This is a genomic window from Planococcus halocryophilus, from assembly GCF_001687585.2.
Lineage (GTDB): Bacteria > Bacillota > Bacilli > Bacillales_A > Planococcaceae > Planococcus > Planococcus halocryophilus.
This window is the reverse complement of record NZ_CP016537.2, coordinates 334404-360588: the sequence shown is the minus strand read 5'-3', so window position 1 is coordinate 360588 and position 26185 is coordinate 334404. Positions and strand designations below refer to the sequence as shown.

Genomic DNA, 26185 nt, shown 5'->3' with positions numbered 1-26185 from the left:
ATTTATAAACTATTTCGTTTCAACCAAAAATAAAAACCGTCAGTTTTTCTGACGGTTCCGTCTTTTCAAAGCGTACCCGATCCCTGCCAAGCCAAACAATGCCATAATCGACCATAGAATCACGAGCGTAATAGAGCCTCCCCCGTTAGATCCTTGCATTACAGCAGTAAGCTGCAATGCTAAAAAAGAAAGACTGATTATAGCAATTGCGCCAAAATAGATAACTCGCGCTTTAAAACTAAAATCTTTCATCTTCTAAACTCCTTTGGTTTTCGTTGGTTCCCCCGTAATGCGAAGTGCAATCCGCGTCTCCAATAATGTAATCTCTTACTTCTATTATTCACTTTTCCCAAGCACTTCAAACACATATGCCCTTACTGCCGCGCTTTATTTGATGAGAAACTTCGTCCGACTATAACCTTCTCTTGATTTTTCAACTTGCAATATCGCAGGAATTGCGGCTTTTAGTTCTTGTACATGTGAAATAACACCAATCATCCGCCCAGATTTCTGTAAATCAATCAAGGTTTCAATCGATTTGTTGAGTGACTCTTCGTCGAGCGATCCGAACCCTTCATCGATAAACATTGTATCGATTGAGACATTTCCTTGAAAGCTTTGAATCACGTCTGCCATACCGAGTGCTAAGCAGAGCGACGCATTAAATTTCTCTCCACCTGACATGGTTTTAACATCACGCGTCTGTCCGGTATATGCATCATAGACGTCTAACCCAAGACCACTTTGTTTGCCTCGCGCTTCTTGTCGGTCGCTGCGAATCAAATAAAATTGACCATTTGATAAATTTTTTAACCGTTCATTTGCAGATAAGATGATTTGTTCCAAATACTCGATTTGCAAATAGCGTTCAAACGAAATCTTTAAACCATTTTGCCCTCGAATCATATTATACAGATCCGCAATTCGATTGAGATTTTTCTCTGCTTCAAGCGCTTTTTCTATCACACTTTGAATGCTATCGATTAACTCATTACCTATCTTCTCGAAATCTCGAGAACGATTCTGTTCTGCAAAAGCACTTTCATAATTCGCTTTAAGTTCGGATAACTCGATTTCCGCTTGACTCAAATCTTTCAATTTTTTGTCCGCTAGCAATTCTTTTAGTTCGGTTACTTGTTGCGTTAACGTATGGCGATGCTGATTGAACTGTTGAATATCTTTTTTCAAAGTGATAAATGCTGCTTCTGTCATTTTTGCTTGCTGATAAGCTTGTTCAGATTCAAATGATGACTTTTCCAGAGCTTGAACAAATTGTTGCTGAGCGTTGGCTCTCTTTTCTTCTACTTCTTTAGCTGTATTTGTAGCATGACGGACAGATACTTCCGCACTAGCCAACTGTTCTTTCGAATTCTGAAATTGTTCTTGGGCAGCTTTCCAATTTTGCTCGTACTGTTGTTTTTGTAAGGTTACTTGTTGCAATTGCTGTTTCAAGACAGGCAGCTCACGAAGTTCTTCTGGAACTGCAGCCAATTCATTTTCAAAAACTGCTGCAGCTGTTTGATAAGAGGAACTATGCTGCTGCACTTCTGCTGCTAAGTTTTGCTTACTTTGCTCTAGTTGTTCCATTTTCTCATAACAACTAGCTGCTTGCTCTTTCCATTTTCGCACCTCAAGTTTACGGGCCTGCTGTTCTTTTATCTCTTTAGTTAACTGACGTTTTCTTTGCTCTAATTCGGTCGAGACTTTTTCGACTTGTTCAACTTCTAGTTTTAGTTTCGTTAATTCCCGCGCTTTGTTTTCCTGTTGCTCTTCTACAGCAGTCAGTTTCGCTGACACATTTCGATATTCTCCATCCACTTGATCAAAGCCAAATTTCGCCACTTCCACTTGCTCTTTCGTTACAACCTGCTCTGGGTCTATCAAATTTGCTCCAGGGTGTTCGGTACTTCCACAGACAGGACATGCATCCCCGGCATGCAATTGACCGGCAAGTACATGCGCTTGGTTGGCAAACCATTGAGTTTCTAATTGCCGATAAGAAGTGGCTATTTCTTCGAATTCTACCTTTTTTTCTTCTTGTGTAGCTTGCAACTGCTGTTTTTTCTCTTTCAATAAAACATAGTCGTTTAGTACACGAGATTTTTCAGTTACGACGGTTAACTCTTGTTGCATTTCATCAGAGGAATCCAGAATTTTTTCTAACTCCGTGATTTTTTTATCCAGCTGTTGTTTTTGACTTTTTTGTTCGCTGAATTCTTTCTCTGCTTGCTTTAACCGACCTGCCGATTGTTTTGAGGTTTCCTCGAGCTGTACTAATTGTTGTTTTTTCACAGATATCTCTTGTATCGTTGGCAATAAATTTCCCAAATATATAAGCCGCTCGCTTAACTTGTCACGCTCACTCTGAAGATCCTGTTGCGCATGAAATGTCTGTTCTGCTATTTGCTTTGTCTGTTCTGCTTGTTCTTGCTGATAGATAGCCTCTTTTAGCAATTTGTTTTTGTCGATTTCATTGTTACGTAATTCAATGACTAAGCTTTCAATATTGGCGATATAACTCGCTCTTTCTGCCGATTGCAAAGCTGTTTCCTTTTCTGCATATTCCGACTGACGTTGTACAAGCTGGTCAAGTTGGTCATTTTTCGTTTGGAGTTCCTCGAAACGGTCATTCCACTTTTTCGCCTCGTGATAAGCCGTCATTTTGTCCGCATGAAGCTGATAAGCCTTCTCGTACTTTTGCTCATCTACGCTGATTTTCTCTTTATAATAAGCCGTCTCTTTTTCAAGCCCATCAAGTATTTGGTTAATGTTTTTATGGTCGCGGCTCAACACTTCAAAAAGTTCCGATTGTCGTTCTGGTAAGGAAGAGCTAATCCGTTGAAGATGAATAGTCAACTTGTGATGCTCACGGTCAAATATTTTCTCTGCCGCATCTTTCTTTTGCTTTAATCGTTCGCTGATCAGTTTATATGGTTCTGTTTTGAATATTTTCCGAAGAATCTCTTCTTTATTGTCAGTTTCCGATGTCAAAAGTTTACGGAATTCACCTTGTGGCAACATCACAATTTGGCTGAATTGATTTTGTGTCAAACCAACAATTTCTTCAATGCGACGATTGATTTCCGAAACAATTTGGCGTTCCACTGCAGGTTTTTCGCCTTCTGCTGTTACCTCAAAAAATTCAAAGCGCTCTCCGGTCGGGCTTTTATTGCCTTTTTTCACATGACTCATTTGGCGCAGTACACGGTAGTTTTTTCCGTGAATTTCAAATTCCATTTCGACTGCCGTATGCGTTGTGTCATCCGCAAAATCACTTCTCAATATACGTGATTCACTTCGGTCAGAACCGCTAGCAGAACCGTATAAAGCGAAGCAAATCCCATCAAAGATAGTAGTTTTTCCAGCGCCTGTACTGCCCGAAATAACAAATAATTGATTTCCTTGCAAATCAGCAAAATCAATTTCTTCGGTATTTTTATAAGGACCGAATGCAGTCATTTTCAATTTTAACGGTCTCATGACTTCACCTCTTCTTTTATAGCCGGTTCCTCACGCAAAAATTCATCAAGTACATCTTTAAAAATATCGATTGTTTCTTCTGTCGCTTTTTCACCTTTCACTTCTTCATAAAAAGAATGGAATAACGACAAAGAATCCATTTTCCGTCGTGATCCCGTCTCGCTTTGCAACATGCTCCCTGCGAAATTTTTACGTCCAACATGCATAGCGTTTGGATACACGGAACGTACTTTTTCCATTGGAAATAGCACCGGTGCATCATCCAATAACGTGACAAAAACGTAATCATCGCTAATTTCATGACTTAAGATTTCATCAATAGTCCCTTCAACTGTACGCATATTGCGTTTTGGCGAAAATAAGCGCTTTTCTACAGTTACTTCGCCTTGTGCGTCTAGTTCAACAATGTGAAATCCTTTTTTATGATGTTCCTCTGAGATTGAATATTTTAAAGGAGATCCCGAATAACGAATGGTTTCATTCAACACATAATGGGCTTTATGCAAATGGCCAAGCGCTGTGTAATGAAATCCATTGAAATGATGAGCATCCACATGTTCTGCTCCACCAATCGATAATGGTCGTTCCGAATCGCTCGTATTTTCTTCTTGCTCACCATGAGGCGTCACGAAGGCATGGCCAACAAACACGTGACGCGCCTGTGGATTATAGGTAGATTTAATATTTTCCGTAATGGCCTTCATGGCTTCATTGTGTGTGCGAATCGTATCATCTTCAAATTCATAACGGACCATCGAAGGGTCGGCATAAGGGATCAAATGAAAATGAACTTCCCCAAATTGATCATTTAAGACAACCGCTTGGTGATTTTTATGAACATGACCTGCGATATGAATCCCGTTGCCTTTCATTAGACGGCTACCGAAATTCAATCTCCCTGGACTATCATGATTTCCTACTACTGATAGGACGGGCGTTTTCAGTTCCAACACAATTTCTGCCAGTAACTCGTCAAGTAAATTGACAGCGTCTGTTGGAGGAACTGCTCGGTCATAAAGATCGCCAGCAATAATGATGGCGTCAGGTTTTTCCTCTTTAATTGCATCTATAAATTGCGCTAGCACAAATTGCTGATCTTCTGTCATGTAAATACCTTGCACGAGCTTACCTAAATGCCAGTCGGCAGTGTGAAAAAACTTCATCAAATTACCCCTTTCGTTTGTTGCAAAAGAATATATGTTCGTTCCATTATACACGAGATGCAATGCTTGTTTTAATCGGTCTTTCGTTCTATAATAAGAACAAACGTTCTTATTACAAGGAGGGTTACTCATGAAAGTACAAATTCAAAAGGCTTTTAGTTACCAACAGCTAATCGATATGATGTACATCGCAAAAGATGGCAGCATTAGCAAGCGTCGTGTTAAAATTTTATCGATCACAGGAGATTCGTTTCAAGCCTATTGCTTTCTTCGTCACAAGAAACGCACTTTCAAAATGGATAATGTGCTTTCAGTGATGCCCGTTATCCATAGAGAGCGCCACATCATATAAGCATAGCCCCACCATTATGATACACTTGAAGAAATATCTTGTGGAGGGTGACATGATGAGATTAACTGTTTATCTTGCTGGAGAAATTCATAGTGCGTGGCGCGAAGAAATCAAGAAAAAGTCGGCTGCATTGGATTTGCCAATCGATTTTGTAGGACCGATGGAAATTCACGAACGTTCAGATAATATTGGTGAAGACATTCTTGGTGAACAATCTGATGCAATCGCTAAAGACCATGCAGCTTCAAGCTTCAATAATTTGCGTACCGGCGTTCTGATGCACAAAGCCGATTTGGTGATCGCGCTATTTGGTGAGCAGTACAAGCAGTGGAACACGGCAATGGATGCTAGCACAGCGCTTGCTTCAGGTAAGCCGGTCATTATCATTCGCCCTGAAAAATTACATCATCCGTTAAAAGAATTGTCTCGAAAAGCGAGTGCTACTGTAGAAACATGCGACCAAGCAATCAAAGCTTTATCTTATATTCTTGAGCAATAAAAAAAGCCCCGAGGGGCTTTTTTTATTGGTACCAGCTTCCGACTATTGGGTAGTCGAAATATTCGTTGTTGAGGGCTTTGATAATTCCCATGATTGGTACGATGACGCCCATCAGTCCAAAGACGATTAGCATCGGAATGCCGATTAGGAAAATAACTAGCCAGCTGGAAATGAAGAGCAATGCTCCTATTACTAGTTGGAACAGTAATGCTTGAATTGATAGCTTTTTAAGTTCTTTGTCTTCTGAAATTAAAAACACAATGACAGGGACAAGAAATGGTGCAAAAAATGCACTGGCATGGACAAGTACTTTAAAACCTGTGTTCTCCATCCTATAAACCTCCAGTCAATTCTTTCTTATCCTCTATATACGATTGACTGTCCGGAAAGTTTCACTTTGTATTAATTAATACGTAGAACAACTTTACCAAATTGATTGCCTGACGCTAAATGATCAAACGCATCTTGCGCTCTATCCAATGAAAATGTTTTATCTACGATTGGTCGCACATTGTGAGCTTCCATATGCTTCAACATGTTTCTTAACTCTTCTCGACTGCCCATAGTTGAACCAAACAACTGGTATTGTCCGTAAAAGAATTTGCGTAGATTGAAATCAACAATATCGTCTGTAGTAGCACCGAAAATAACAATTCGACCGCCTTTTTTCAAGACATCAAGTGAACGATTAAAAGTAGCCTCCCCCACACTGTCGATGACCAGATCAATCGTTTCACCTTCAAGCTCTTTTACCCAATCACTATCTGTTGGAATGGCCACATCAGCCCCAATTTTCTTAGCGTATTCACGCTTTTCTTCACTGCGTGAAGTGACAATTACACGTGCTCCACAGTTTTTCGCAAATTGAATGAGAAACGTGGCAACTCCGCTCCCAGCACCTGGGATAAACAAAGTTTCTCCTTTTTTCAATCGTCCTTTAGTAAACAAAGCTCGATATCCAGTTAGTGCAGGTAAAGCTAAACTTCCCGCTTCTTCCCAGCTCATATGAGCAGGTTTTTTCTCTAATTGCTCAACGGAGATCGCAATTTTCTCTGCAAAAGTTCCATGATCCGGCATTCCTAAAATATCAAATTCTGCAGGTGGTGCTTCGCTGTTTTTGTACCAGCGTAATGCCGGATTAATAATAACTTCGTCCCCATAAGCAAAGTCGACTACATCTTCTCCAACTGCCTCCACTACACCTGCTCCGTCTGATCCAACGATGAGTGCTTCTGGATTTTTTCCATAGCGTTTTATTAAACCTAAGTCTCTGCGGTTTATGCCTGCCGCTTTTAATGACACCAACACTTCTCCCGATTTCACTTTCGGCTCTTCTATATCTTTTATCTTCCATTCACCGGATTCCATTACAAATGCTTTCATTTCAGTCATCCCTCCTTAAAATATTCACTAAATAACTCCAGTTGTTTTTTGCTAATAATATCCTGTGAAAATAGCGGTACGTATACTAGCTTTTGAGTAGAAAACGTTTCTTCTATTTGATGCATGTATTTCTTTTCATGTTTTTTCCGCTCCATTAGAAACTCGCCATCCGCTTCTTCTGGTAACACTTTATTAATAATGAGTGTTTTGACATGAAGTTGATAATTATGCAACAACTCCAGAGCTTTTTTTGTTTCCAAAATAGGAAGTCGTTCAGGGTTTAGCACAAAGATAAACCCTGTTTCTTTTTCATTTAGCAAAAGGTCCCGCGCTTTGGAAAATCGCTCCTGACGTTCTCTTAACACATCATAGATTGGATCTTCTCTTGGCTCCCCGTCATTTAATAGCTGGGAGTAATTTTCATTGGTTTTGCGCCGTTTCTCAAGCAAACCATCAATCCAAACACCCATTAATTCCGGCAATGTTAACAACCGAATTGTATGACCGGTCGGAGCCGTATCGAACACTAATTTATCAAAATTCTGACGCTCTTCTAAAATGATGTGAATGAGCTTATCAAATAACGCTGCTTCGTCTGCACCTGGAGAAGCTTTTGCTGTATCCAATTGTCGATTTACTTCTTCCATCATGCTCGAATGAACGGTTCCTTTAATATTAGCTTTTACAGTTTTAATATAATTATCCGTTTCAATTTCCGGATCAATTTCAAGTGCATATAAATTATCAGCAATCTCTTTTGTTTTACCACCGATTTTTTCGTTAAAAATATCTCCTACATTATGGGCAGGGTCTGTTGAGATCAACAAAGTTTTATGCCCTTCTTTAGCAGATCTCCAAGCAATCGCTGCAGCTGATGTCGATTTCCCAACACCACCTTTTCCACCTACAAAAATAATACTCTTGGCTAGTACATCCATGTTTTCTCCTCATTCCTAAACAAAACTAACAGCATCGTATGCCGGTTAAAGGTGATTTATCCATACCCATGCGTAAATGCCAATCATGAAATTCTTCAATCATATACGGATACAATTCCAGCGTGTAATAGTAGACCGGGTTGGGAATCCCCAACATTTCCGAATAAAGCATGAGTAAAAAGAGATCATCTTCATCTCGTAGTTCACGTGCAATTTCAGTGCGATGTGGCAATTCAAGGACAGCCTCATAAAAAGCGATCAATTGTTTTAATTTATCGAACACCAACATATCGACACCTCTTTCTAAGATAAATGGAAGGGGTCACAAAAATTCATGACCCCTTACCCATTTTGTATTTTATTCATCTCCTGAAAAATCAGGGTCTGTTTTATTCAACAATGCTTGGACTGCAGTGAGGATGATCCATAGTGTAAAGACAAAAATTATGGCTCCAAATATGAATAGCAACATACTTGGCTGTTTTGCATACCATGCCCATTGCAAGAACACTTGCTGGAACATTGCCCAAAGCGTCATGAACATAAGGAAAATCATCGGGACGATGGTAATGATGTAATTTCGTCCAAGTTTCTTCAGCCATATGGAAATCAGCAATAAACTGATACCGGCTAGCAACTGATTGGCTGTTCCGAATAATGGCCATAACAAGTATCCACCTGAACCAAAACCGTTTGGTCCTTCAGGGAGTAATACAAGTGCAGCACTTGCTCCAACCGCAATGGTCGTTGCCACATGCTTTTTCTCAAGAGATGGAATTTTGTATTCGACTCCAAGTTCTGAAATAATGTAACGCATTAATCGAACCGACGTATCTAAAGTTGTCGCTGCAAATGACACAACAATAATTGAAACAATGGTCGAAGCCACTTCTGCTGGAATCATCAATCCTTGTGCTAAACTTGTAGCACCTTCGATAAAGGCACCTAAACCTGCTCCGTTAGAAGCTTGGAAACTACTATAAGTTGCAAAGAACGACTCACGGTCGGGGAATAACGTAATAACAGCAATAATCGAAATTAATGCCAAAACCCCTTCTCCGACAGCCCCTAAATAACCGACAAAACGAGCATCGGTTTCTTTATCTAATTGTTTTGAAGTTGTTCCAGACGAAACAAGTCCGTGGAACCCGGAAATCGCTCCACAAGCAATGGTAATGAACAATAACGGGAACCAAGAAATATCGGCATCTGGATTCGTCATCGGTGCCGTGATCTCAGGGTTCGTGAATAACAACCCAAGATACAAAATACCAAGTCCTACAATTAATTGGTGCGAGTTGATAAAGTCACGCGGTTGTAGTAATTTCCAAACCGGTAACGTAGAGGCGATATAAACGTAAATCATCAAAACAATGATCCAAATAAAGAACGCTGTTGAAATTGGATCAAGTCCGAATATCCCTGTTCCGTTTTCTCCACCCATATATTGAACAAGATCAATTTGTAGAAAACTCACTTGGCTCGCGACAATGGCAGTTATGTACATGATCGCTAAAGCAAATACTGAAGGAATAAGCATTTTCTTATTTTTCTTATAAACAGCATGACCAATCCACAACGCTAAAGGAATTTGGATAAATACCGGTACCACACTAGCAGGATAAGAAATAAATAGTTTTGCAATAACCCATGCGAATACTGCATTGACCATTAAAACTAATATTAAAATGATAAACAAGAACAATACCTTTCCACGTTGCCCAATCAAACGGTGCGCAAGTGTTCCAACTGACTGTCCTTTGTTTCGAACAGATAGCACCAATGTTCCAAAATCATGAACACCCGCTGCAAACACAGTCCCCAGTACTACCCATAATACTGCTGGTAACCATCCCCAATACACAGCAATGGCTGGACCTAAAATAGGTGCAGCTCCAGCGACTGACGTAAAATGATGACCCCACAATACAAATTTATTGGTAGGCACAAAATCGACACCATCTTTAAAGCGATGTGCAGGTGTAACGTAATTTGGATCCAGCTTAAAAATTCTTTCTGCTATAAATTTGGAATAAAAGCGGTAACCAAGTATAAAAATAAAAATTCCAATAGCAGCTAATGCAATCGCATTCATTTTTCCAACCCCTTTTTCTCATCTTAAACAAGCGCTAGAAAGCGCTTGTATGTTCATCATAGATGACTGTCAAAAGAATGTAAATGTTCTGACAAATATTTCTTTTTTCTTTTCAAAAAACTCATTAAATAAGTGATTAGTTTACCCAAAAAAATTAATGCAGGCTACGCATTTTCCATTTGTTTATTCATCGCTATTTTTAATTCATACAACTTTAATTTCGTATAAATCGTTTCCAAAATCGGAACTGGAATCGATACTTCTTTAGCTTGAGTAAGTAAATAGCCTTGTAAATGTTCAAATTCAGTAGGCTGTCGTTTTTCAACATCCCGCTGCATAGACGACTTCATCTCTGCCGCCATACTATTAATTCGTTTTAACTGAATTTCAGCAATTCCTTGTTGAATGGGTGCCTCTATTTCTTCCATGACAGCGACCAATTCTTCTAGAAATGCCTGGATGGTGCGCTGTCCTGATTCAAGATCTCTGATTGGTCCTATAGGCATCTCCATCAGTGAAGTAATACCCGACATTGCGGTTATGAACAAATATTTATGCCACATGTCCTGATTGATGTTATCGCTCTTAACAAATTCTGCTTTCGTTCCGCTAAAGCATTCCTCTAACTTTTCAATACGTTCCGTTGTTTCACCGGTCCGTTCTCCGTACACCAATTGATTGACCGGACTTGTTTGAACAACTGCACCATCTTCCGATAGTGTCGTTTCTACAAAGCACAATCCGCCAATCACGCGTTCTTCTCCGAATGCCTCAACTAAGGTCTCTACGTGAGCTATGCCATTCAATAGAGGTAAAATCATCGTTTCTGGACCGACAAATGATTGAATATCTTTTATCGCATGTTCAAGATGATAAGATTTCGTTGACATTAATATGACATCAAATAGCTGACTGTCGTCATTTTTTGTGATTAACTTCGGCGTCAATTGAAGATCACCATTTTTGCTCCTAATTTCTAACCCTGTTTGCTGTAGCTTTTCTTTTCTTTGTTCTCTTACTAAAAAAGTAACGTCTTCTCCTTTTTCGAGTAACCGTCCTCCGAAATATCCACCAATTGCTCCGGCACCCACCACTAAAACTTTCATAAGTCCACTCCTCTAAACTTTTTCATATCGCCAAATTCCATCAATCATTTCACGCGAGCACTCTTTTTTATGACGTAAATATTCTAAATGGGATAATGTTTCGCCAACAGCGAAACGCATTTCATGAACAGTTAATGGTCGTTGAAACAACTCATTGCATGCTTCGTAAACCGTCAGCGGCTCTTTGATAGTTTTTAATGTCTCACCTAGTCGCTCTTCGTGATGAGCTAAAAGTTCATCAATCCGCTCATTTGCTCCAAAAAATGGTTTTCCATGAGATGGAATAACAAATTCCACATCTAGTTTTCTTATTTTGTGTAACGACTCTATATAAGATGCTAAAGGATTCGCATCCCCATGAAACCAATAGGAAATGTTAGGCGTGATTTTCGGTAAAATATGATCCGTTGCAAACAACGTGCTTTGCTCTTCATTGTATAAGCAAATCATGCCGTCCGAATGTCCAGGCGTATGGATCACTTGGTATTCAAAATTGCCCACTTGCACTCTATCTTTTTCTGTTAAATACTGTCCAATCTTCGGTAAAGGTGAAACAAGTGGTTTAAATTCTTCCGTATTTCTAATCATTTGTGTAGCTTGTTCTTCAGGAATTCCCGATGCGCGGTAATTTGCTGGAATCTGATCGATAAACGAAGGTTCCCAAGCATTCATCCCCGCTTTGGCATCAGTTTCTGACATCCAAATTTTTGCTCCTGTTTTTGCTTGCAACCCACCAACGTAACCGAAATGATCTGGATGATAATGAGTCACCAAAATGTCAGTGATTTTTTTATCATTCAGTTTTTCTTCCCATAAGTCTCTCGTAAGTTTGTTGTTCAGTCCCGCGTCGATGACTGTCCATTCACTCTCGTGTTCGGCTATAAAGCAATTCACATGATTTAAACGAAAAGGTAAATCAATTCGGACAAGTTCGACACCTAGCTTCTTTAGCAACGCTGTAGTATCAAGGTCTTTGTTTGTGGAAATATGCGTCATGGTCTCAACACTAGTTTCCCAATGGTTTTTCTTCCCTGCAATGAATAATGTGCTTTTGCAGCTTCTGCTAATGGATAAACTCCACCAATCGTTAATACCAATTCCCCGCTCTTCATATAAGCGAGTAACTCATCAAAGCTTTGTTGGATCAAGTCGGGATACCGCATAATTTGTGGCAGGAAAAAACCAATAACAGACTGATTTTTCCGCATTAATTGTCCAGGACTAAAAGAAGACTGTTCTCCACTAGCAGCACCGAAAACGACAACCCGACCAAAAGGAGCTAAACATTTTAATGTTTTATTGAACACTTCACCGCCGACCATTTCCAGTGCCAAATCTACACCTCTACCACCAGTAATATTTTTGACTTTGTCGACCCATCCTTCTTCTGTGTAGTTGACTAAATGAGTTGCTCCCATTTTCTGTGCATGAAACAGTTTCTCTTCCGTACTGGCTGTCGCAATAATTGTTTCAGCGCCAAAAATCCTTGCCAATTGTACGGCAATCGCGCCAACTCCCCCTGCAGCAGCATGAATCAACACCGTCTCTCCTTTTTGAATCCGCCCCATCGTTTTTAATATATGATAAGCACTCAATCCTTGTAGTGGCAGTGCTACAGCTTGATCAAAATCGACTCCTTCTGGGATTTTGGTCAAAACACTTTCATCGACTGCAGCAAATTCTGCATATCCTGCAGAACCGATCAATGCAACAACACGATCCCCTGCTTTGAAATTCTCTACATTTTTCCCGCTCGCGACAATTATTCCTGCCACTTCTGACCCTGGAATATAAGGCAGTTCGGTTTGCACGACGTATTTCCCTTCACGTCTAGCTGTATCTGCATAATTGATGCCAATCGCTTTTACTTCAACAATAACTTCTGTGTCAGCAAAATCCGGTTTTTCAACCTCTACAAATTGCAAGACATCAGGACCACCAAACTCTTCGAATTTTATAACTTTCATCAATACTCCCCCTAAGAAATATACTGGTTTGCCTCCAATAATTTTTTGGCGATTTGTCGTTTCACTTTATCTAGCCCACTATTTTGTAATCGACTCAATTCACTTGTTACAACTGCCGTGTTAGGTGCTAATTGATTTTCTCCAGAAGCAGCCTGCAGTATTTTACGTGCAATCATTTCTACTTTAAGCAATGTATCACCTGTCATTGCTTGCGCCATTAATTTCTTTTGTGTTTGCTGCTCTTTTGTTTCGGATTCGAGCGCTTTTGCTGTTCTCATTACAGCAGATTCCAAAGAATATAGTTCGATTCCGATATCTGCTAATGCCATTAAGACTTCCTGTTCTTCTACTAGTTCGGCACTAAAAGCTTCATAACAAATTCCGATGCAAAAAAGAAAGACACGACGAATTGCATGTACCGCTTCTATTTCTTTGGAAAGGACATGATCAGTTATAGATTCTGGTGTCTTCAATTCTTCCACGGCGGATGCTGTCAGTTGTTGCAACGGAACTTTCCCTTTGGCTGTCTGTTTCAGCAAGTTTCCGACGATTAATAACCTGTTTACTTCGTTAGTGCCTTCGAAGATTCGGTTAATTCGTGAATCTCGATACATTTGTTCGATTTTGTATTCTTTAATAAACCCATAGCCACCGTGTAATTGAAGTGCTTCGTCTACTATAAAATCCAATGTTTCCGAACCGTGTACTTTGCAAACTGCGCATTCAACTGCGTATTCCATTAATTGATTCGCAATTTCATGATGATCTTGCGAATCGTAAAGATCCCCTAATGCATTTTCAAGATAGCCGGCTGTTCGGTATTGTAACGATTCTGTAGCATAAACCCGAAGAGCCATATGAGCAATTTTTTCTTGTGTTGCTGTAAATTCTGCAATCGCTTTTCCAAATTGACGGCGCTCACTTGTATATTTTAATGTAAGCTCCAAACCGTATTTTGCCGCACCCATACAAGCAGAACCCAAATTATAGCGACCTAAATTTAAGACATTTAACGCAATGACATGCCCTTTGCCAACTTCACCAAGTAAATTTTCTGCTGGCACTTCGCAGTCTTCAAAAATTACTGCACGCGTCGAAGACCCTTTAATGCCCATTTTCTGTTCTTCGGGACCAAGTGATAAGCCCGGATGGTTTTTTTCGACGATAAATGCTGTAAAAGCCGTCCCATCTACTTTTGCATAAACGATAAATGTATCTGCAAAATCCGCATTGGTAATAAACATTTTTGTTCCATTTAATACGTAATGAGTCTTTTCCTCATTGAGTTTCGCTGTCGTCTTTGCAGACAACGCATCCGAACCCGCTCCCGGTTCTGTCAGGCAATATGCTCCGATAAATTCTCCAGAAGCAAGTTTTGGCAAGTACGTTTCTTTTTGCTGTAGTGTTCCAAAATAAGTAATCGGCAAAGTTGCTATACACGTATGATTGGAATGCGCCACCCCGTAACTCCCAGCTGAACCAAGCGATTCTCCGACTAACCCTTTACTAATTTTATCCAGACCAAGACCACCATAGGCTTCTGGAACACTATGACCAAGTAATCCTAGTTCGCCAGCTTTTTCAAACAAAGTTTGAACCAATTCGAAATTTTGTTTTTCAATTTCCTCATTATTTGGCCGCACTTCTTTTTCTAAAAAACGTTTTGCTGTTTTTGCAATCAATCGGTGTTCTTCCGTAAAATCTTCTGGAGTAAAAAAGTTATCAGATGCTTGGTATAGAAAAGCTGCACCTTTATAGGCTGAAGTTTTAGTTTCCACTATGGCTTTCCTCCACAACTAGATATTTTTCCAATTTCTGACGTTTATCATCAGACAAAGCTTCACTTTTTTGTGTATCAAAATTAAATTGCACTGCACTTGCTTCACCTTTCGCAATCAATTCGCCACTCTTTGCATCTTTAATTTCGTGCACAAGTTGAAAACTCGAATTTCCGATATGACTCACTTCTGTCAGAACGATTAATTGTTGGTTGTAATGTCCTTGTTTAACAAAATCACATTTGATAGACGCCAAAATGATGTTCCAATTATTAATATCGCCTCCAAACCCTAACTTCGCAAAGAAATCAGTGCGCGCTTCTTCTAAGTAAATAAAGTAACTAATATTGCTTATGTGACCTAATGCATCTGTTTCACAAAACCGCGCTTTCACTGGAATTTCAAACGCCATCTTTCTTCCCCCTTTCCTTATTAAGCAATGCCATTAAGAATTAAATCACTATATATCCGTGCTAATTGATCTGCTGAAATCTTACCTGAAGGGTTAAACCATTGATAACTCCAATTCGTTACACCTAAAATAGCAAAAGCGACCATTTCAGGTTCAAGTTTATCTCGGAATTCCTTTTGAGCGATTCCTTCACTTATAATTTCCGCCAAGTTTTTCCGGAATATTTCACGTTTCTTTTTTACTTTTACTGCATTGTCTTCACTTAGATGACGCATTTCCCGAAAAAACACTTTGCCGCTTGGTCCGTGATTTGCAATATCTGCAATTAATAATGCGATAATTTGTTCTAGTTTCATACGACTGCTGTGGTGTTCTTGCCGAATAGCTCTTTGCCGCTCTAATAGTTGGTCAATATAACTCATATGAATATCCATTAATAACTGTTCTTTACTCTCGAAGTAATAGTAAAAAGTGCCTTTAGTAACCCCTAACGATTCGACAATATCTTGAATGGAGGTTTCAGTAAAACCTTTTTTCTCAAATAGAAGGATGCTTAATTGCTTGATTTTGTTTTTCATAAGTATTCTCCGCCATTCGTTTTCCTATCAATTAAAGAACGTGCATGCCACCATCCACGACAACGACATCTCCCGTTATGTAATCCGATGCCTTAGATGCCAAAAACAAAGCAGTTCCTTTTAAATCTTCTTCTGTTCCAAATCGATTCAAAGGTGTTTTGGCTAGCAAACCTTCCTGACCTCGTTCCATTACCGCTTTAGACATTTTAGTCGGAAAGAAGCCCGGTGCTATCGCATTTACATTAATATTATGTTGTCCCCATTTTGCAGCTAAATCTTTTGTAAAAGTGATGACCGCACCTTTGCTAGTGTTGTAACCAATGGTGTCCATCAACGTCGGATCAATTCCACCCAACCCGGCAACCGATGCAATATTAATGATTTTCCCACTGTTTTGTTCAATCATTGTTTTTCCAACTTCGCGACTCATTAGGAAAGTGCCCGTTACATTTACATCCATTACTTTTTTCCACGCATCTAGTGGCATATCAATAACAGGCGCTCCCCAAGTTGCACCAGAATTATTCACCAAAATATCAATTGATCCAAATTTTTCGAGCGTTTTTTGAATCACATTTTCTACATCTCTTTCATTCGTCACGTCACAAGCTAATGCTAAAGTCTTCACACCCATTTGCTCGAGCTTGTTCGCCGTTTCTTGGCAAGCTTCGATCTTTCGAGAACAAACGACAATATTTGCGCCCGCTTCAGCAAAAGCTTCAGCCATCATTGCCCCAAGTCCTCTGCCTCCCCCTGTGATAATCGCAGTCTTTCCATCTAACTTAAATAAATTCATAACAGTCATTTTTCTTCCTCCTTATAACTAACTTTACTTTATACTAACTAGTCGGTATGTTCAGAATACTTAAACATCATGTTAGCCCTTTCAATTTCTTATTGCAATAAGCAGACGACAAAAAAACAAGCGGATTTATTACCTGAGTAATAAATCCGCTTGTTTCTTACTTATCATCATCTTTGTTTTTTTGTTGATCGTCCTCTTTGGCTGCTTTATCCGCCTTTTTAAAATCTTCACTGTAATGTACTTCTTGTGCAGAGGTTAAATCTAAATCTTTATCTGTCAATTTTTCATGCGGTTCTTTTTCTTTACTCATTTTCACCAATCCCTTTCTGATTTTATCTCTATACTTCTTTACTGCCTTTTTTCCCGCTCAGTTCATCGTTAAACATTTCGTTTTTTAAGAGTGTCGAAATTTGATAGAGATCAACATTTCCACCAGACAAAACAACAGCAACTTTTTCATTTGGCTTCCCAACTTTACCGGCCATTACAGCTGCAAGAGCCGTCGCCCCTGATGGTTCTACTAACTGCTTGGTGCGTTCTAAAAGAAATTGAAATGCCTCTTTTATTTCCTCTTCAGAAACTAAGACTAGTTCATCTAAATGCTCGCTTATAATAGGGAACGTCAAATTCCCTGGTTGCGAAGTGCGTAGTCCGTCTGCAATGGTTGATGTTCCTGAAATCGCCGTAATTACTCCATCTTGAAGCGATAGGTACGTATCATTTGCACTTTCTGGCTCAACGCCTACTACACGAACTTCAGGTTTCGATTTCTTGACCGCGCATAAAATTCCACTCATCAACCCGCCTCCCCCGATCGGCGCGACGATTACCTCAATATTTGGCAACTGCTCTAAAATTTCTAACGCAATTGTTCCTTGTCCCGCGATCACAGCCAAATCATCATAAGGAGGAATATAGACACCGTTTCTTTCTTTGGCACATTGTTTAGCTCTAGGTATTCGCTCAGCAGATGTTAATCCACAATATTCGATTTCTGCGCCATACCCCTTAATGGCCTCTACTTTAGCTCGGCTCGCATCCTCTGGCACTACAATTACTGCCGGCACACCTAATTGACCAGCAATATAAGCTACAGCCTGTCCATGATTTCCAGATGAAGCGGCTGTGATAAAGCGTGCACCTTCTGCAACTGCCCGCATCACAGCATTTGTCGCTCCTCGTATTTTAAATGATCCCGTTTTTTGTAGATGCTCAGCTTTTAAAAACACTTCCATTTCACAATGCTTATTTAATTGGGACGAAGTAATGATTGGCGTCATATGGATACTATGCTGAATTTTTTCGTGTGCTTTTTTTACGTCATTTAAACGGACCACTCTATCTACTCCTTTAACTTTTAGTATTCCGGTACATTCACCATATCTTATCATGTCTAACCAAATTAAATTAATTATTCCGAAAACTAAAGTGAGTATTAAAGCCATTCTCTTTCCTGTAAACTAAAATTGTATGAGTTGAAAGGGGTGGGTTAATTGTTAAAAAGACTGGTAGTTACCGGTTATAAACAACATGAACTTGGCATATTCGACGAAAAAAATCCAGGCATCCGCTTTATTAAAAAAGCGATAGAGAACCGGTTTCGCGCTTTGTTAGATGAAGGGTTAGAGTGGGTTATTTTAAGCGGACAGTTAGGTGTCGAAACTTGGGCTGCAGAAGTAGTTCTCGATATGAAAGAAGAATTTCCTCAATTAAAATATGCAGTGCTGACACCATTTCTTGAACAAGAAAAAAAGTGGAACGAAACCAAGCAGGAAAATTACCGGATGATAGTTGAAAATGCTGATTTCCATCGAAGCTTAACGAGCAAACCATACGAAGCACCTTGGCAATTTATCGAGAAAAACAAGTTTTTTTTACGCAACTCTGATGGCATCTTAATTCTTTACGACGAAGAAACAGATGGCTCTCCTAAATTTATTAAAAAAGAAGCAGAGCGTTATGCAGAGAAATGCGACTATCAAGTATTGACCATAACAGGGGATGATCTGCGGGTTGTGACAGAAGAAGAACAAATGAATGAATGGGACTATTAATAACGAATATACCATCATCCTTGGTTGACTACGTAGCTTCTTTTAGGTAACCTTAACAACTATGTTAAAAAACTATTACCAGGAGGAACTATGAAAAAAGCTTCGAAAGTCTTTTATATTACATTTGCGCTAATCATCTTGACTGTCGCATTTGGAGTCATTGCACCTGAAACATTTGAATCTGCTTCTGGCAGTATTCGCAACTATATTAATACAGCATTCGGTTGGTATTACTTAATGATTATGGGGATCTTGATGATTTTTGTCGGCATCATCATAGTCAGTCCATATGGGAAAATCCGTCTTGGGAAAGACTCAGATCGCCCAGAATTTTCAACATTTAGTTGGATTTCTATGCTGTTTTCTGCAGGAATGGGTATCGGTCTTGTCTTCTATGGTGCTTCTGAGCCGTTATCTCATTTTGCTGTTCAACCACCTACAGCAGAACCAGGTACCGATGCAGCGTTTAAAGAATCATTACAACGAACCTATTTTCATTGGGGTATTCACATCTGGACAATGTATGGAATGGTCGCTTTATCTTTAGCCTTTTTCCAATTCAGAAAAGGAGAACCTGCCTTAATTTCTTCCACACTGAAGCCGATTTTTGGAGACAAAATGAATGGACCACTAGGGACGCTCGTTGATGTTCTTGCTGTTTTTGCAACAGTGTTTGGTGTGGCAACTTCACTCGGCTTTGGTGCTGCTCAAATTAATGGAGGAATCGCCTATCTGTTCGGCGCACCACAAGAATACTGGGTGCAAATGATTATCATTGGAGTTGTCACCATCCTATTCATCATTTCTGCATGGTCAGGACTAAACAAGGGCATCAAATACCTGTCTAATATCAATATGATTGTCGCCGTTGTTCTATTGGTATTAGTTTTGATTTTAGGACCCACCCTTTTAATCTTGAATATGTTCACTGAAACTTTCGGAGAGTATATCCAAAACCTCATCAGCATGAGTTTTACATCTGCCCCACTGGATGCGGAAAATCGCAGCTGGTTAGACGGCTGGACTATCTTCTACTGGGCATGGTGGATTTCATGGGCACCTTTTGTCAGCATGTTTATTGCTCGCATCTCAAAAGGCCGTACGATACGTGAGTTTCTTACAGGGGTGGTAATTGCGCCAACAATTTTTGGCTCAATCTGGTTTGCTACTTTTGGAACAACCGCTATTAATCTACAAAAAAGTGGCATCGACTTGACTGCTTTCCCAACTGAACAAACCTTATTTGCGATGTTCAACGAGCTACCTTTTGGATTTGTCATGTCGATTATCGCCATTTTGCTCGTCAGCACATTCTTTATCACATCGGCTGATTCAGCTACTTTTGTGTTAGGAATGCAATCAACACGCGGCTCATTATTGCCAAGCAATCAAATCAAGATTTTATGGGGAGTTGCTCAATCGATGATTGCTGCAATCTTATTATCAGTAGGTGGTTTGGCAGCCGTACAAAATACAATCATTATCGCAGCATTGCCGTTCTCTTTTGTTATCATTCTAATGTTGTTTGCTTTAGTTAAAGCACTGAACCTAGAACTACAAATGATGAAAAAATAAGAAAAGCCGTCTTCAGGAAAAATTCTGAAGACGGCTTTTCTTATAGCTTAACTCAAAAGGGTTGGAGTATAGAATAACTAACTGGTAGACTCAAAGGTGTTTTGTACATGCATACAGAAACCCAAAAAATCATTCAAGAATCATTAGACGCCTTGTATGAAAATGACTCATTTTTGTCCGATATACCAAATTGAAAACAAGCCTTTACTTCACTAAGTGCAGTTCTATCCACGGCCAATAATGTACATAAATCTTTTCTCAGGGTGCCACTAGATGATGAGAGTGTGGTAAGAGTCCCAGCTTATCGTGTACAGCATAATGATGCACTCGGCCCCTAATTCGGTTTCACGAAAGTGTTGATGAAGAAGAAGTTGTTAACCTCGCCTTTTTGATGCCCTTGCACACAGGCTGTGCTTTTTAAGTTTCTAAAGTTCTCCAGTCATGTGAAATTTGATAGGCATGGTGACGAAAATGTAATATCCGGTCTTCTGAACATTCAATTCCATCTGTTACAAGAGTTGGATCAAAAAAAATTTGGTCTGCTTTTTCTGCAGCTTCTATAATTGTCAAAGTTCCCAAAGTCAGTTTCTCTCGATCCTGTGGCCATTCTTTTGTCGGGTCATCTGTGGAATCTTCTGGTTGACCCAATATGACATCCAATCGGAATTTTACAGGTCCTTTTGGGACACGTTCTTCTATCTCCCTTTCAAAAGTACCTGAAGACAAGAAAATTGCATCGAGTGGAGACAAGGTATCTACTTCTTCTGGTTCCTAGAGATATTTAATGGGTTGTCGTCGCCCCTCTTCATTAATAAAATAAAAGGCATGAATAGCATAATATTGACCCGTAGCAAAACTAGAAGGATCTTGCATTTTCTGGATATTAGTAAGCACGGCTCAGCTTTCGGGATAATCCGCTAACAACCCTGCCAACTCTTTAAAGCTAGGTTTTCCTTTTTTAAAAGACTTTACAACACCGAGCATCTCACTAAAAATTTCAGGTGTTTTAGCAAAGAAGATAGGTGAGGTGACGCCTACAATATTTGTTACTTTTCCATTGGGTAAAAGGAATTGAACAGCCAATCCTTTTACCGGAGACATCGCATCGGTCCATTTTGGATCTGGAGAAAAATGCAAAAAACGTACAACGGCTTCGCTTTCTCCTTTTTGAAAATGCGTCGCTTTAGTTAAATGATTAGCTGATCCTGTCGCGGTAAAGCGAGCATGATAACTCTTCCCTCTTGCATGAGCTCAGCGGGTACCCAGCTGGAACGTCAAACAACCTTTTCAATTCGATCAATCGTTGTTTTGCTAATTCATCCATTTCATCACCTCTTATGGTCATTCATACACATTTCCTCCATATTAACATCGTTATTTTAAAAGTTTAACCTAAAAAAGGCGACCCCCAGAGGTCGCCTTTTGCTTATTATTGTCTAAATTCACCATCATTGATGTTGTATAAGTAACTCCAGTTATCCGCTTTGTACAATTGATGGAAAGTAAGACGATCTCCTGTACCAAGAACTACTTCTTCTTCAACAATTGCTACTATCATCGCAGTACCTGTGTTATCCAAATTCAAGTAAACATCTCCAATAGAAGGGCGAATTGCACTCTTTTCACGCAACACTTCTTCTAATTGAGCGTCTTGCTCCAACTGTTCAGCTGAAACTTTGGATTTATCAAGGTAGATGATATCATTGCTGCCCGCTGCTTCTTCAGGAGACATAACGAGAAACTCTTTTGCTTTCACGGTATTTTGACGCGTCGTAATTACATTGTTTCCTTCAACAGACTCTACTTTTTCGAACTCATTCAACGAATAATGATCCATATAATCCGGGTCTGGTTTCGTGATTAAGATATAACCGCCTTCTTCAGCTGGTTGGTTCTCAAGTAACGTATACCGAGATCCGAAAAACAAGAAGGAGTCCATATGCTTCGGTTTGTAAAGTGTAATTTCTTCCGCTTTGCAGTCTACTTGCTCCATATCTTTGACACGGAACATTAACACTGACTTTTTAGCCAATGGTTTTACAGAGTACACCTTGTGTAACTCATTTTGATAATAAACAAATTGCCCTTTTCTTACTTGAAGTAATTTCATCATTAACCCTCCGATACTATCATTGCCATGGCTTTATTCTAGAGGAAAAATCGACAGAAGTCCATGCAGGAACTCGAATTGTTTGGTATGCTACTTATCATTAAACTATTAATGGTGGTGGCTCTAGACATGAATAATGAAAATCGAGATGAATATATCATCAAAAGATATCAACAAGATGAGCAAATTATGGTTCAGCTTTTTGTTCAATGGTGTATAAACTATAACTTAGACCCAGCTGAACTATATCAGCGTGCATACCCAGGCCAACTCCAAAGCCCCGTTTTGACTCATGCCATTGAGCAGTCGGATGCAGAGGAATTAGCTATTGACCATCACACCTTATTGGACGTTCTACAGCTTTTTGGCAATGATGATTTGGCTTTTGTTGTTTCAGAAGAAATTGAAAAACTTTAAAAAAGTAAAGGTCTAGTGCTAACACACTCGATCTTTTATTTTGTTCGTTTTCTCAACTCTTTTGCTTTTTGTTCAATATGGCTAGTTCGTAAGTTTTCATATCGATTAGATGCAATATTGCTGTAAAGTTTATCGAAGTTCGACTCTTCTTTAACAGGTTCAATTTCCGGCTCAGGTTCAACCACTTCTGCTGCTTCTGGATGTTCAACTTGTTCTGCTTCGTTTTTGTTCTCTACCATCATCAAGCACTCCTTCTCTAACTTTGTTCAAATTATTTCGCAAAGGAAGCTGGCATAACCACCGCCGTTACTTCGCCTGTTGCACAAAGTGTATCGCCAGCGTAAACCTCTATTCTCACTTTGAATTTCTTTGGATGAATTTCTTCGACTTTTCCTACCGCTTTCAGCTCGATGCCTTGAGGCGTCGGTTTTAAATAATCTACATGTAAAGAAGCGGTAACAAATCGCGGTGGAGCTTCGCCACTCCCTGGTTCAAAACCATTTTTTCGGTGAAGTGCTAAAGAAGCTGACCCTGTTCCATGACAATCTACTAACGAGGCAATTAAACCACCATAAACAAATCCTGGAATAGCTGTGTGCTCTTCTTTTGGTTTATACAAAGTGACCGTTTCCTCGCCATTCCAGACAGTCCGAAATTGATGTCCCTCCTTATTAAGTCGTCCGCAACCATAACACCATGCAAAGTCTTCTGCATACTCGTCTTGTATAGCGACTACCGAATGTTCTCCCATGACTGATTCCCCTTTTATAAAATTAAAAGTTATCTAAATGCAAAGTCGTTTTGATAAAAGCTTATACAACTAGACTACACTAAAGAATCTGATAGTTCAAAATCCAAAGAAAAAAGCATGATCCTTTTCATCAGATCATGCCTTTTCCTTTTTACATCTCTCGAAAATCCTGAGAGACTTTTTGCACGCGGAAAATCTTATTAAATTCTTTCTACAAACTGAAAATCTCTGACGAATACGAAACTCTCGTCATTGCAGTTTAGTTACGCTGACTGTCATTTGCCAATAAGGCAATTAGGTTCACATCTACTTCTCAGTGAATTTTTGGTTCTGCAGTCAGGCTTTCAATTGCACTTCCACAAAAAACTTACAACTTACTGTTTGAAACACTTTCCGGATAGAAACCCGATTAACTATGGTTCCTGACAAGAGTGAATATCGTCAGTAAAGCAAATTTCCCGCCAAGGCTGTGCAGTTTCTCGTTAAAAGGCGATTCTGAATCGAATCCAGTCGTGTCTTTCAACGGTAATTCCGCCTTGTATTTATATAGTACCCACCCTTATGATAGACTTAAACCTATTTTTTAAATTTTTTTTATATTCTTAATTATTTTTTTTACATTTCTTCAATTGCCTATTATACTAATAATTAGTTCGAAATCCGTAATATATAGAGGAGAGATTTATTTGGTTAAAAGTTTGCCTGTACGCTCAGCTGTTCCTGTCGAAGAAACATGGGATTTATCCAGTCTAATTAGTAGTTCACCTGACTTCAATCAACAATTAGAAGACATAGAACAACAAGCAGAAGCTTTAAACAAAAACTTTCAAGGCACAATTATGGATACCAAAACAATTACTCTGGTCTTAACAGCGTACATGACGTTTATGGAAAAAATGGTTTTATTGAGTACTCATGCAAATTTAACAGCAAGCACAGATCAAACCAATGACGAAGCTCAATTACAAGCGAGTAAATTCGGAACTACTGCCGCTAAAATCGGGAGTCAATTGTCTTTTATCACAAGCGAGCTTCTCGCTTTGCCAACTGAAACACTCGAGCAAGCGATGGAACAATCAACGGAATTCCGTATATTCTTAAAAAAATTACTTCGTAAAAAACCTTATCAATTACATCCAGAAGCTGAAAAAAGTTTAGCCGCTTATTCTTCTACTTTTAGCGCACCTTATGGACTTTATAATACAACGAAAATGGGCGATATCGATTTTGAAGACTTTGAAGTAAATGGCCAGAAGTATCCTTTAAGCTATGGCTCTTTTGAAGGGGACTGGGAAGCAGAAACAAATACAGAACTCAGACGTGCAGCATTTGATGCTTTTTCTAAAAAATTAAAAGAGTATCAACAAACAACAGCCAAAACTTATGATATGCAATTGCAGATGGAAAAAACCACTGCCGATTTGCGGGGTTATGACAGTATTTTTGACTTCCTTTTATTTAATCAAGAAGTAGACCGTTCTCTTTACGATCGTCAAATTGATTTGATCACAACAGAACTGGCTCCACACATGCGAAAATACGCGAAATTATTACAGAAAGTTCATGGTCTTGATCAAATGACTTTTGCTGACTTAAAAATTTCTTTAGATCCAAGCTATGAACCTGAGATTACAGTAGTTGAATCTAAACAGTATATTGATGATGCTCTTTCGATTATGGGACCTGATTACTTAGAAATGGTTGATCGTTCTTATTCTGAAAGATGGATTGACTTTGCACAAAACAAAGGAAAATCAACAGGTGCTTTTTGTTCAAGCCCTTACGGAGATCATCCCTATATTTTAATTTCTTGGACAGGTCGTATGAATGAGGTCTTTGTGCTAGCTCACGAACTTGGCCACGCTGGACATTTTTATCATGCACATCAAGAACAAAATATCTTTAACGGAAGACCGTCTCTTTACTTTATCGAAGCACCTTCGACAATGAATGAAATGCTCGTTGCTAATCATTTATTGAAAAACTCAGAGGATCCGAAATTTAAACGTTGGGTCATTTCATCAATCGTTGCCAGAACTTATTACCATAACTTTGTTACTCATTTGCTTGAAGCCGCTTATCAGCGTAAAGTTTACGAGCGCATTGATGCAGGACAAAGTGTGAATGCCGGAATTTTGAACTCGATCAAACGTAAGGTATTAGAAGATTTCTGGGGAGACACTGTCGAAATAAATGATGGTGCGGAGTTAACTTGGATGCGCCAACCGCATTATTACATGGGCTTATACCCTTACACGTACAGTGCTGGTTTAACTATCTCCACACAAGTATCTAAACGCATTTTAAAAGAAGGACAACCTGCTGTCGATGAATGGCTAGAAGTTCTTAAAGCTGGTGGTACTAAAAATCCAGTCGAACTAGCACAAATGGCCGGCGTCGACATCACGACCGAACAACCGCTCCGTGACACCATCGCTTATATCGGCGAACTGATCGATGAACTCGTGAAACTAACAGAAGAAATCGAAGCTGAATAGAAAAGCGTAAGCGGCTGTGTAGTCCCGACAGGCTTAAGACAGAGCACGCAGGAAATCCTGATTTCCGTAGTGGGATGACTTAAGACCCCGAGGGACTAGCCGCTGGAGCTAGACAAATAGAAAAGCGTAAGCGGCTGTGTAGCTCTGCCGGGCATAAGGCAGATTGGCGAAGCGGTGTTCTTTGCCGCACAGCCAAAATGGCTTATGACCCAAAGAGCTAGCCG

At 39.5% G+C, this 26185-nt stretch carries 27 protein-coding genes and 1 pseudogene; 6 read left to right on the top strand and 22 right to left on the bottom strand.

What is annotated here, in order from left to right:
• Positions 1-39: 39 nt before the first annotated feature.
• The 3 genes from BBI08_RS01910 to BBI08_RS01900 form a co-directional block, all read right to left on the bottom strand.
• Positions 40-252, bottom strand: a complete 213-nt coding sequence (locus BBI08_RS01910) for a hypothetical protein (RefSeq protein WP_008498668.1) — start codon at positions 250-252, stop codon at positions 40-42.
• Positions 253-387: 135 nt separating this feature from the next.
• Positions 388-3480 carry an AAA family ATPase gene (locus tag BBI08_RS01905; protein WP_065528436.1) on the bottom strand — a complete coding sequence of 1031 codons (3093 nt, stop codon included), beginning with the start codon at positions 3478-3480 and terminating at the stop codon, positions 388-390.
• Complete coding sequence (locus BBI08_RS01900; RefSeq protein ID WP_008498667.1) at positions 3477-4643, bottom strand: exonuclease SbcCD subunit D; 1167 nt, start codon at positions 4641-4643, stop codon at positions 3477-3479. Before BBI08_RS01900 ends, BBI08_RS01905 begins: the two co-directional genes overlap by 4 nt.
• A 130-nt stretch (positions 4644-4773) precedes the next feature.
• Between BBI08_RS01900 and BBI08_RS01895 the strand changes: the two genes are divergently transcribed.
• Positions 4774-4995, top strand: a complete 222-nt coding sequence (locus BBI08_RS01895; RefSeq protein ID WP_008498666.1) for a hypothetical protein — start codon at positions 4774-4776, stop codon at positions 4993-4995.
• 55 nt (positions 4996-5050) lie between these two features.
• Positions 5051-5494 carry a YtoQ family protein gene (locus BBI08_RS01890; RefSeq protein ID WP_040851091.1) on the top strand — a complete coding sequence of 148 codons (444 nt, stop codon included), beginning with the start codon at positions 5051-5053 and terminating at the stop codon, positions 5492-5494.
• Positions 5495-5516: 22 nt separating this feature from the next.
• Here the strand turns inward: BBI08_RS01890 and BBI08_RS01885 are convergent, their stop codons facing one another.
• The 14 genes from BBI08_RS01885 to BBI08_RS01820 all read right to left on the bottom strand — a co-directional run bounded on the left by BBI08_RS01885 (position 5517) and on the right by BBI08_RS01820 (position 17893).
• Positions 5517-5825, bottom strand: a complete 309-nt coding sequence (locus tag BBI08_RS01885) for a DUF4870 domain-containing protein (RefSeq protein WP_008498664.1) — start codon at positions 5823-5825, stop codon at positions 5517-5519.
• Between the two features lie 71 nt (positions 5826-5896).
• Positions 5897-6877 (bottom strand): zinc-binding dehydrogenase, encoded by a 981-nt coding sequence (locus tag BBI08_RS01880; protein ID WP_008498663.1) that lies wholly within the window; start codon positions 6875-6877, stop codon positions 5897-5899.
• 5 nt (positions 6878-6882) lie between these two features.
• Positions 6883-7815, bottom strand: coding sequence for an ArsA family ATPase (locus tag BBI08_RS01875; RefSeq protein WP_008498662.1), 933 nt, complete (start codon positions 7813-7815; stop codon positions 6883-6885).
• Between the two features lie 25 nt (positions 7816-7840).
• Positions 7841-8104 carry a cory-CC-star protein gene (locus BBI08_RS01870; protein WP_006829350.1) on the bottom strand — a complete coding sequence of 88 codons (264 nt, stop codon included), beginning with the start codon at positions 8102-8104 and terminating at the stop codon, positions 7841-7843.
• Between the two features lie 69 nt (positions 8105-8173).
• A complete protein-coding gene (locus BBI08_RS01865; RefSeq protein ID WP_008498661.1) occupies positions 8174-9910 on the bottom strand; it encodes a carbon starvation CstA family protein in 1737 nt (578 codons plus the stop codon).
• Between the two features lie 164 nt (positions 9911-10074).
• Positions 10075-11016 carry a ketopantoate reductase family protein gene (locus BBI08_RS01860; protein WP_008498660.1) on the bottom strand — a complete coding sequence of 314 codons (942 nt, stop codon included), beginning with the start codon at positions 11014-11016 and terminating at the stop codon, positions 10075-10077.
• A 12-nt stretch (positions 11017-11028) separates the two neighbouring features.
• On the bottom strand, positions 11029-12012 hold the full coding sequence (locus BBI08_RS01855) for an MBL fold metallo-hydrolase (protein ID WP_008498659.1): 984 nt from the start codon (positions 12010-12012) through the stop codon (positions 11029-11031).
• Positions 12009-12983, bottom strand: a complete 975-nt coding sequence (locus BBI08_RS01850; RefSeq protein WP_008498658.1) for a quinone oxidoreductase family protein — start codon at positions 12981-12983, stop codon at positions 12009-12011. Before BBI08_RS01850 ends, BBI08_RS01855 begins: the two co-directional genes overlap by 4 nt.
• 11 nt (positions 12984-12994) lie before the next feature.
• A complete protein-coding gene (locus tag BBI08_RS01845; RefSeq protein WP_065528435.1) occupies positions 12995-14761 on the bottom strand; it encodes an acyl-CoA dehydrogenase family protein in 1767 nt (588 codons plus the stop codon).
• Complete coding sequence (locus BBI08_RS01840; RefSeq protein ID WP_008498657.1) at positions 14751-15173, bottom strand: acyl-CoA thioesterase; 423 nt, start codon at positions 15171-15173, stop codon at positions 14751-14753. Before BBI08_RS01840 ends, BBI08_RS01845 begins: the two co-directional genes overlap by 11 nt.
• 20 nt (positions 15174-15193) lie before the next feature.
• Entirely contained in the window at positions 15194-15751 is a 558-nt protein-coding gene (locus BBI08_RS01835) for a TetR/AcrR family transcriptional regulator (protein ID WP_008498656.1), read from the bottom strand.
• Between the two features lie 31 nt (positions 15752-15782).
• Positions 15783-16556, bottom strand: coding sequence for an SDR family oxidoreductase (locus BBI08_RS01830; RefSeq protein ID WP_008498655.1), 774 nt, complete (start codon positions 16554-16556; stop codon positions 15783-15785).
• Between the two features lie 157 nt (positions 16557-16713).
• Positions 16714-16866, bottom strand: a complete 153-nt coding sequence (locus tag BBI08_RS01825; protein WP_065528434.1) for a YfhE family protein — start codon at positions 16864-16866, stop codon at positions 16714-16716.
• A gap of 28 nt (positions 16867-16894) precedes the next feature.
• Positions 16895-17893 carry a threonine ammonia-lyase gene (locus BBI08_RS01820; RefSeq protein WP_008498653.1) on the bottom strand — a complete coding sequence of 333 codons (999 nt, stop codon included), beginning with the start codon at positions 17891-17893 and terminating at the stop codon, positions 16895-16897.
• A 156-nt stretch (positions 17894-18049) separates the two neighbouring features.
• On the opposite strand from BBI08_RS01820, the gene BBI08_RS01815 reads away from it, so the two are divergent.
• Positions 18050-18610, top strand: a complete 561-nt coding sequence (locus BBI08_RS01815) for an SLOG family protein (RefSeq protein WP_065528433.1) — start codon at positions 18050-18052, stop codon at positions 18608-18610.
• A gap of 90 nt (positions 18611-18700) precedes the next feature.
• Entirely contained in the window at positions 18701-20185 is a 1485-nt protein-coding gene (locus BBI08_RS01810) for a glycine betaine uptake BCCT transporter (RefSeq protein WP_040851082.1), read from the top strand.
• A gap of 417 nt (positions 20186-20602) precedes the next feature.
• On the opposite strand, the gene BBI08_RS17235 is transcribed toward BBI08_RS01810, so the two are convergent.
• The 3 genes and pseudogenes from BBI08_RS17235 to BBI08_RS01800 form a co-directional block, all read right to left on the bottom strand.
• Complete coding sequence (locus BBI08_RS17235) at positions 20603-20935, bottom strand: catalase (protein ID WP_237146563.1); 333 nt, start codon at positions 20933-20935, stop codon at positions 20603-20605.
• Positions 20936-21082: 147 nt separating this feature from the next.
• Positions 21083-21373 (bottom strand): annotated as a pseudogene (locus BBI08_RS17230) (catalase family peroxidase); the annotation flags it as partial.
• A 241-nt stretch (positions 21374-21614) separates the two neighbouring features.
• Complete coding sequence (locus tag BBI08_RS01800; protein WP_040851081.1) at positions 21615-22295, bottom strand: hypothetical protein; 681 nt, start codon at positions 22293-22295, stop codon at positions 21615-21617.
• Between the two features lie 129 nt (positions 22296-22424).
• On the opposite strand from BBI08_RS01800, the gene BBI08_RS01795 reads away from it, so the two are divergent.
• Positions 22425-22712 carry a hypothetical protein gene (locus BBI08_RS01795; RefSeq protein WP_008498647.1) on the top strand — a complete coding sequence of 96 codons (288 nt, stop codon included), beginning with the start codon at positions 22425-22427 and terminating at the stop codon, positions 22710-22712.
• A gap of 35 nt (positions 22713-22747) precedes the next feature.
• Here BBI08_RS01795 and BBI08_RS01790 read toward each other — a convergent pair whose 3' ends face one another.
• Together BBI08_RS01790 and BBI08_RS01785 are read right to left on the bottom strand one after the other, a co-directional pair.
• A complete protein-coding gene (locus BBI08_RS01790; protein WP_008498645.1) occupies positions 22748-22954 on the bottom strand; it encodes a hypothetical protein in 207 nt (68 codons plus the stop codon).
• Positions 22955-22983: 29 nt separating this feature from the next.
• On the bottom strand, positions 22984-23463 hold the full coding sequence (locus tag BBI08_RS01785) for a PaaI family thioesterase (protein WP_008498644.1): 480 nt from the start codon (positions 23461-23463) through the stop codon (positions 22984-22986).
• Positions 23464-24149: 686 nt separating this feature from the next.
• Between BBI08_RS01785 and pepF the strand changes: the two genes are divergently transcribed.
• Positions 24150-25961: an oligoendopeptidase F gene (gene pepF, locus BBI08_RS01780; RefSeq protein WP_065528432.1), complete on the top strand. Its 1812-nt coding sequence runs from the start codon at positions 24150-24152 to the stop codon at positions 25959-25961.
• Positions 25962-26185: the final 224 nt, after the last annotated feature.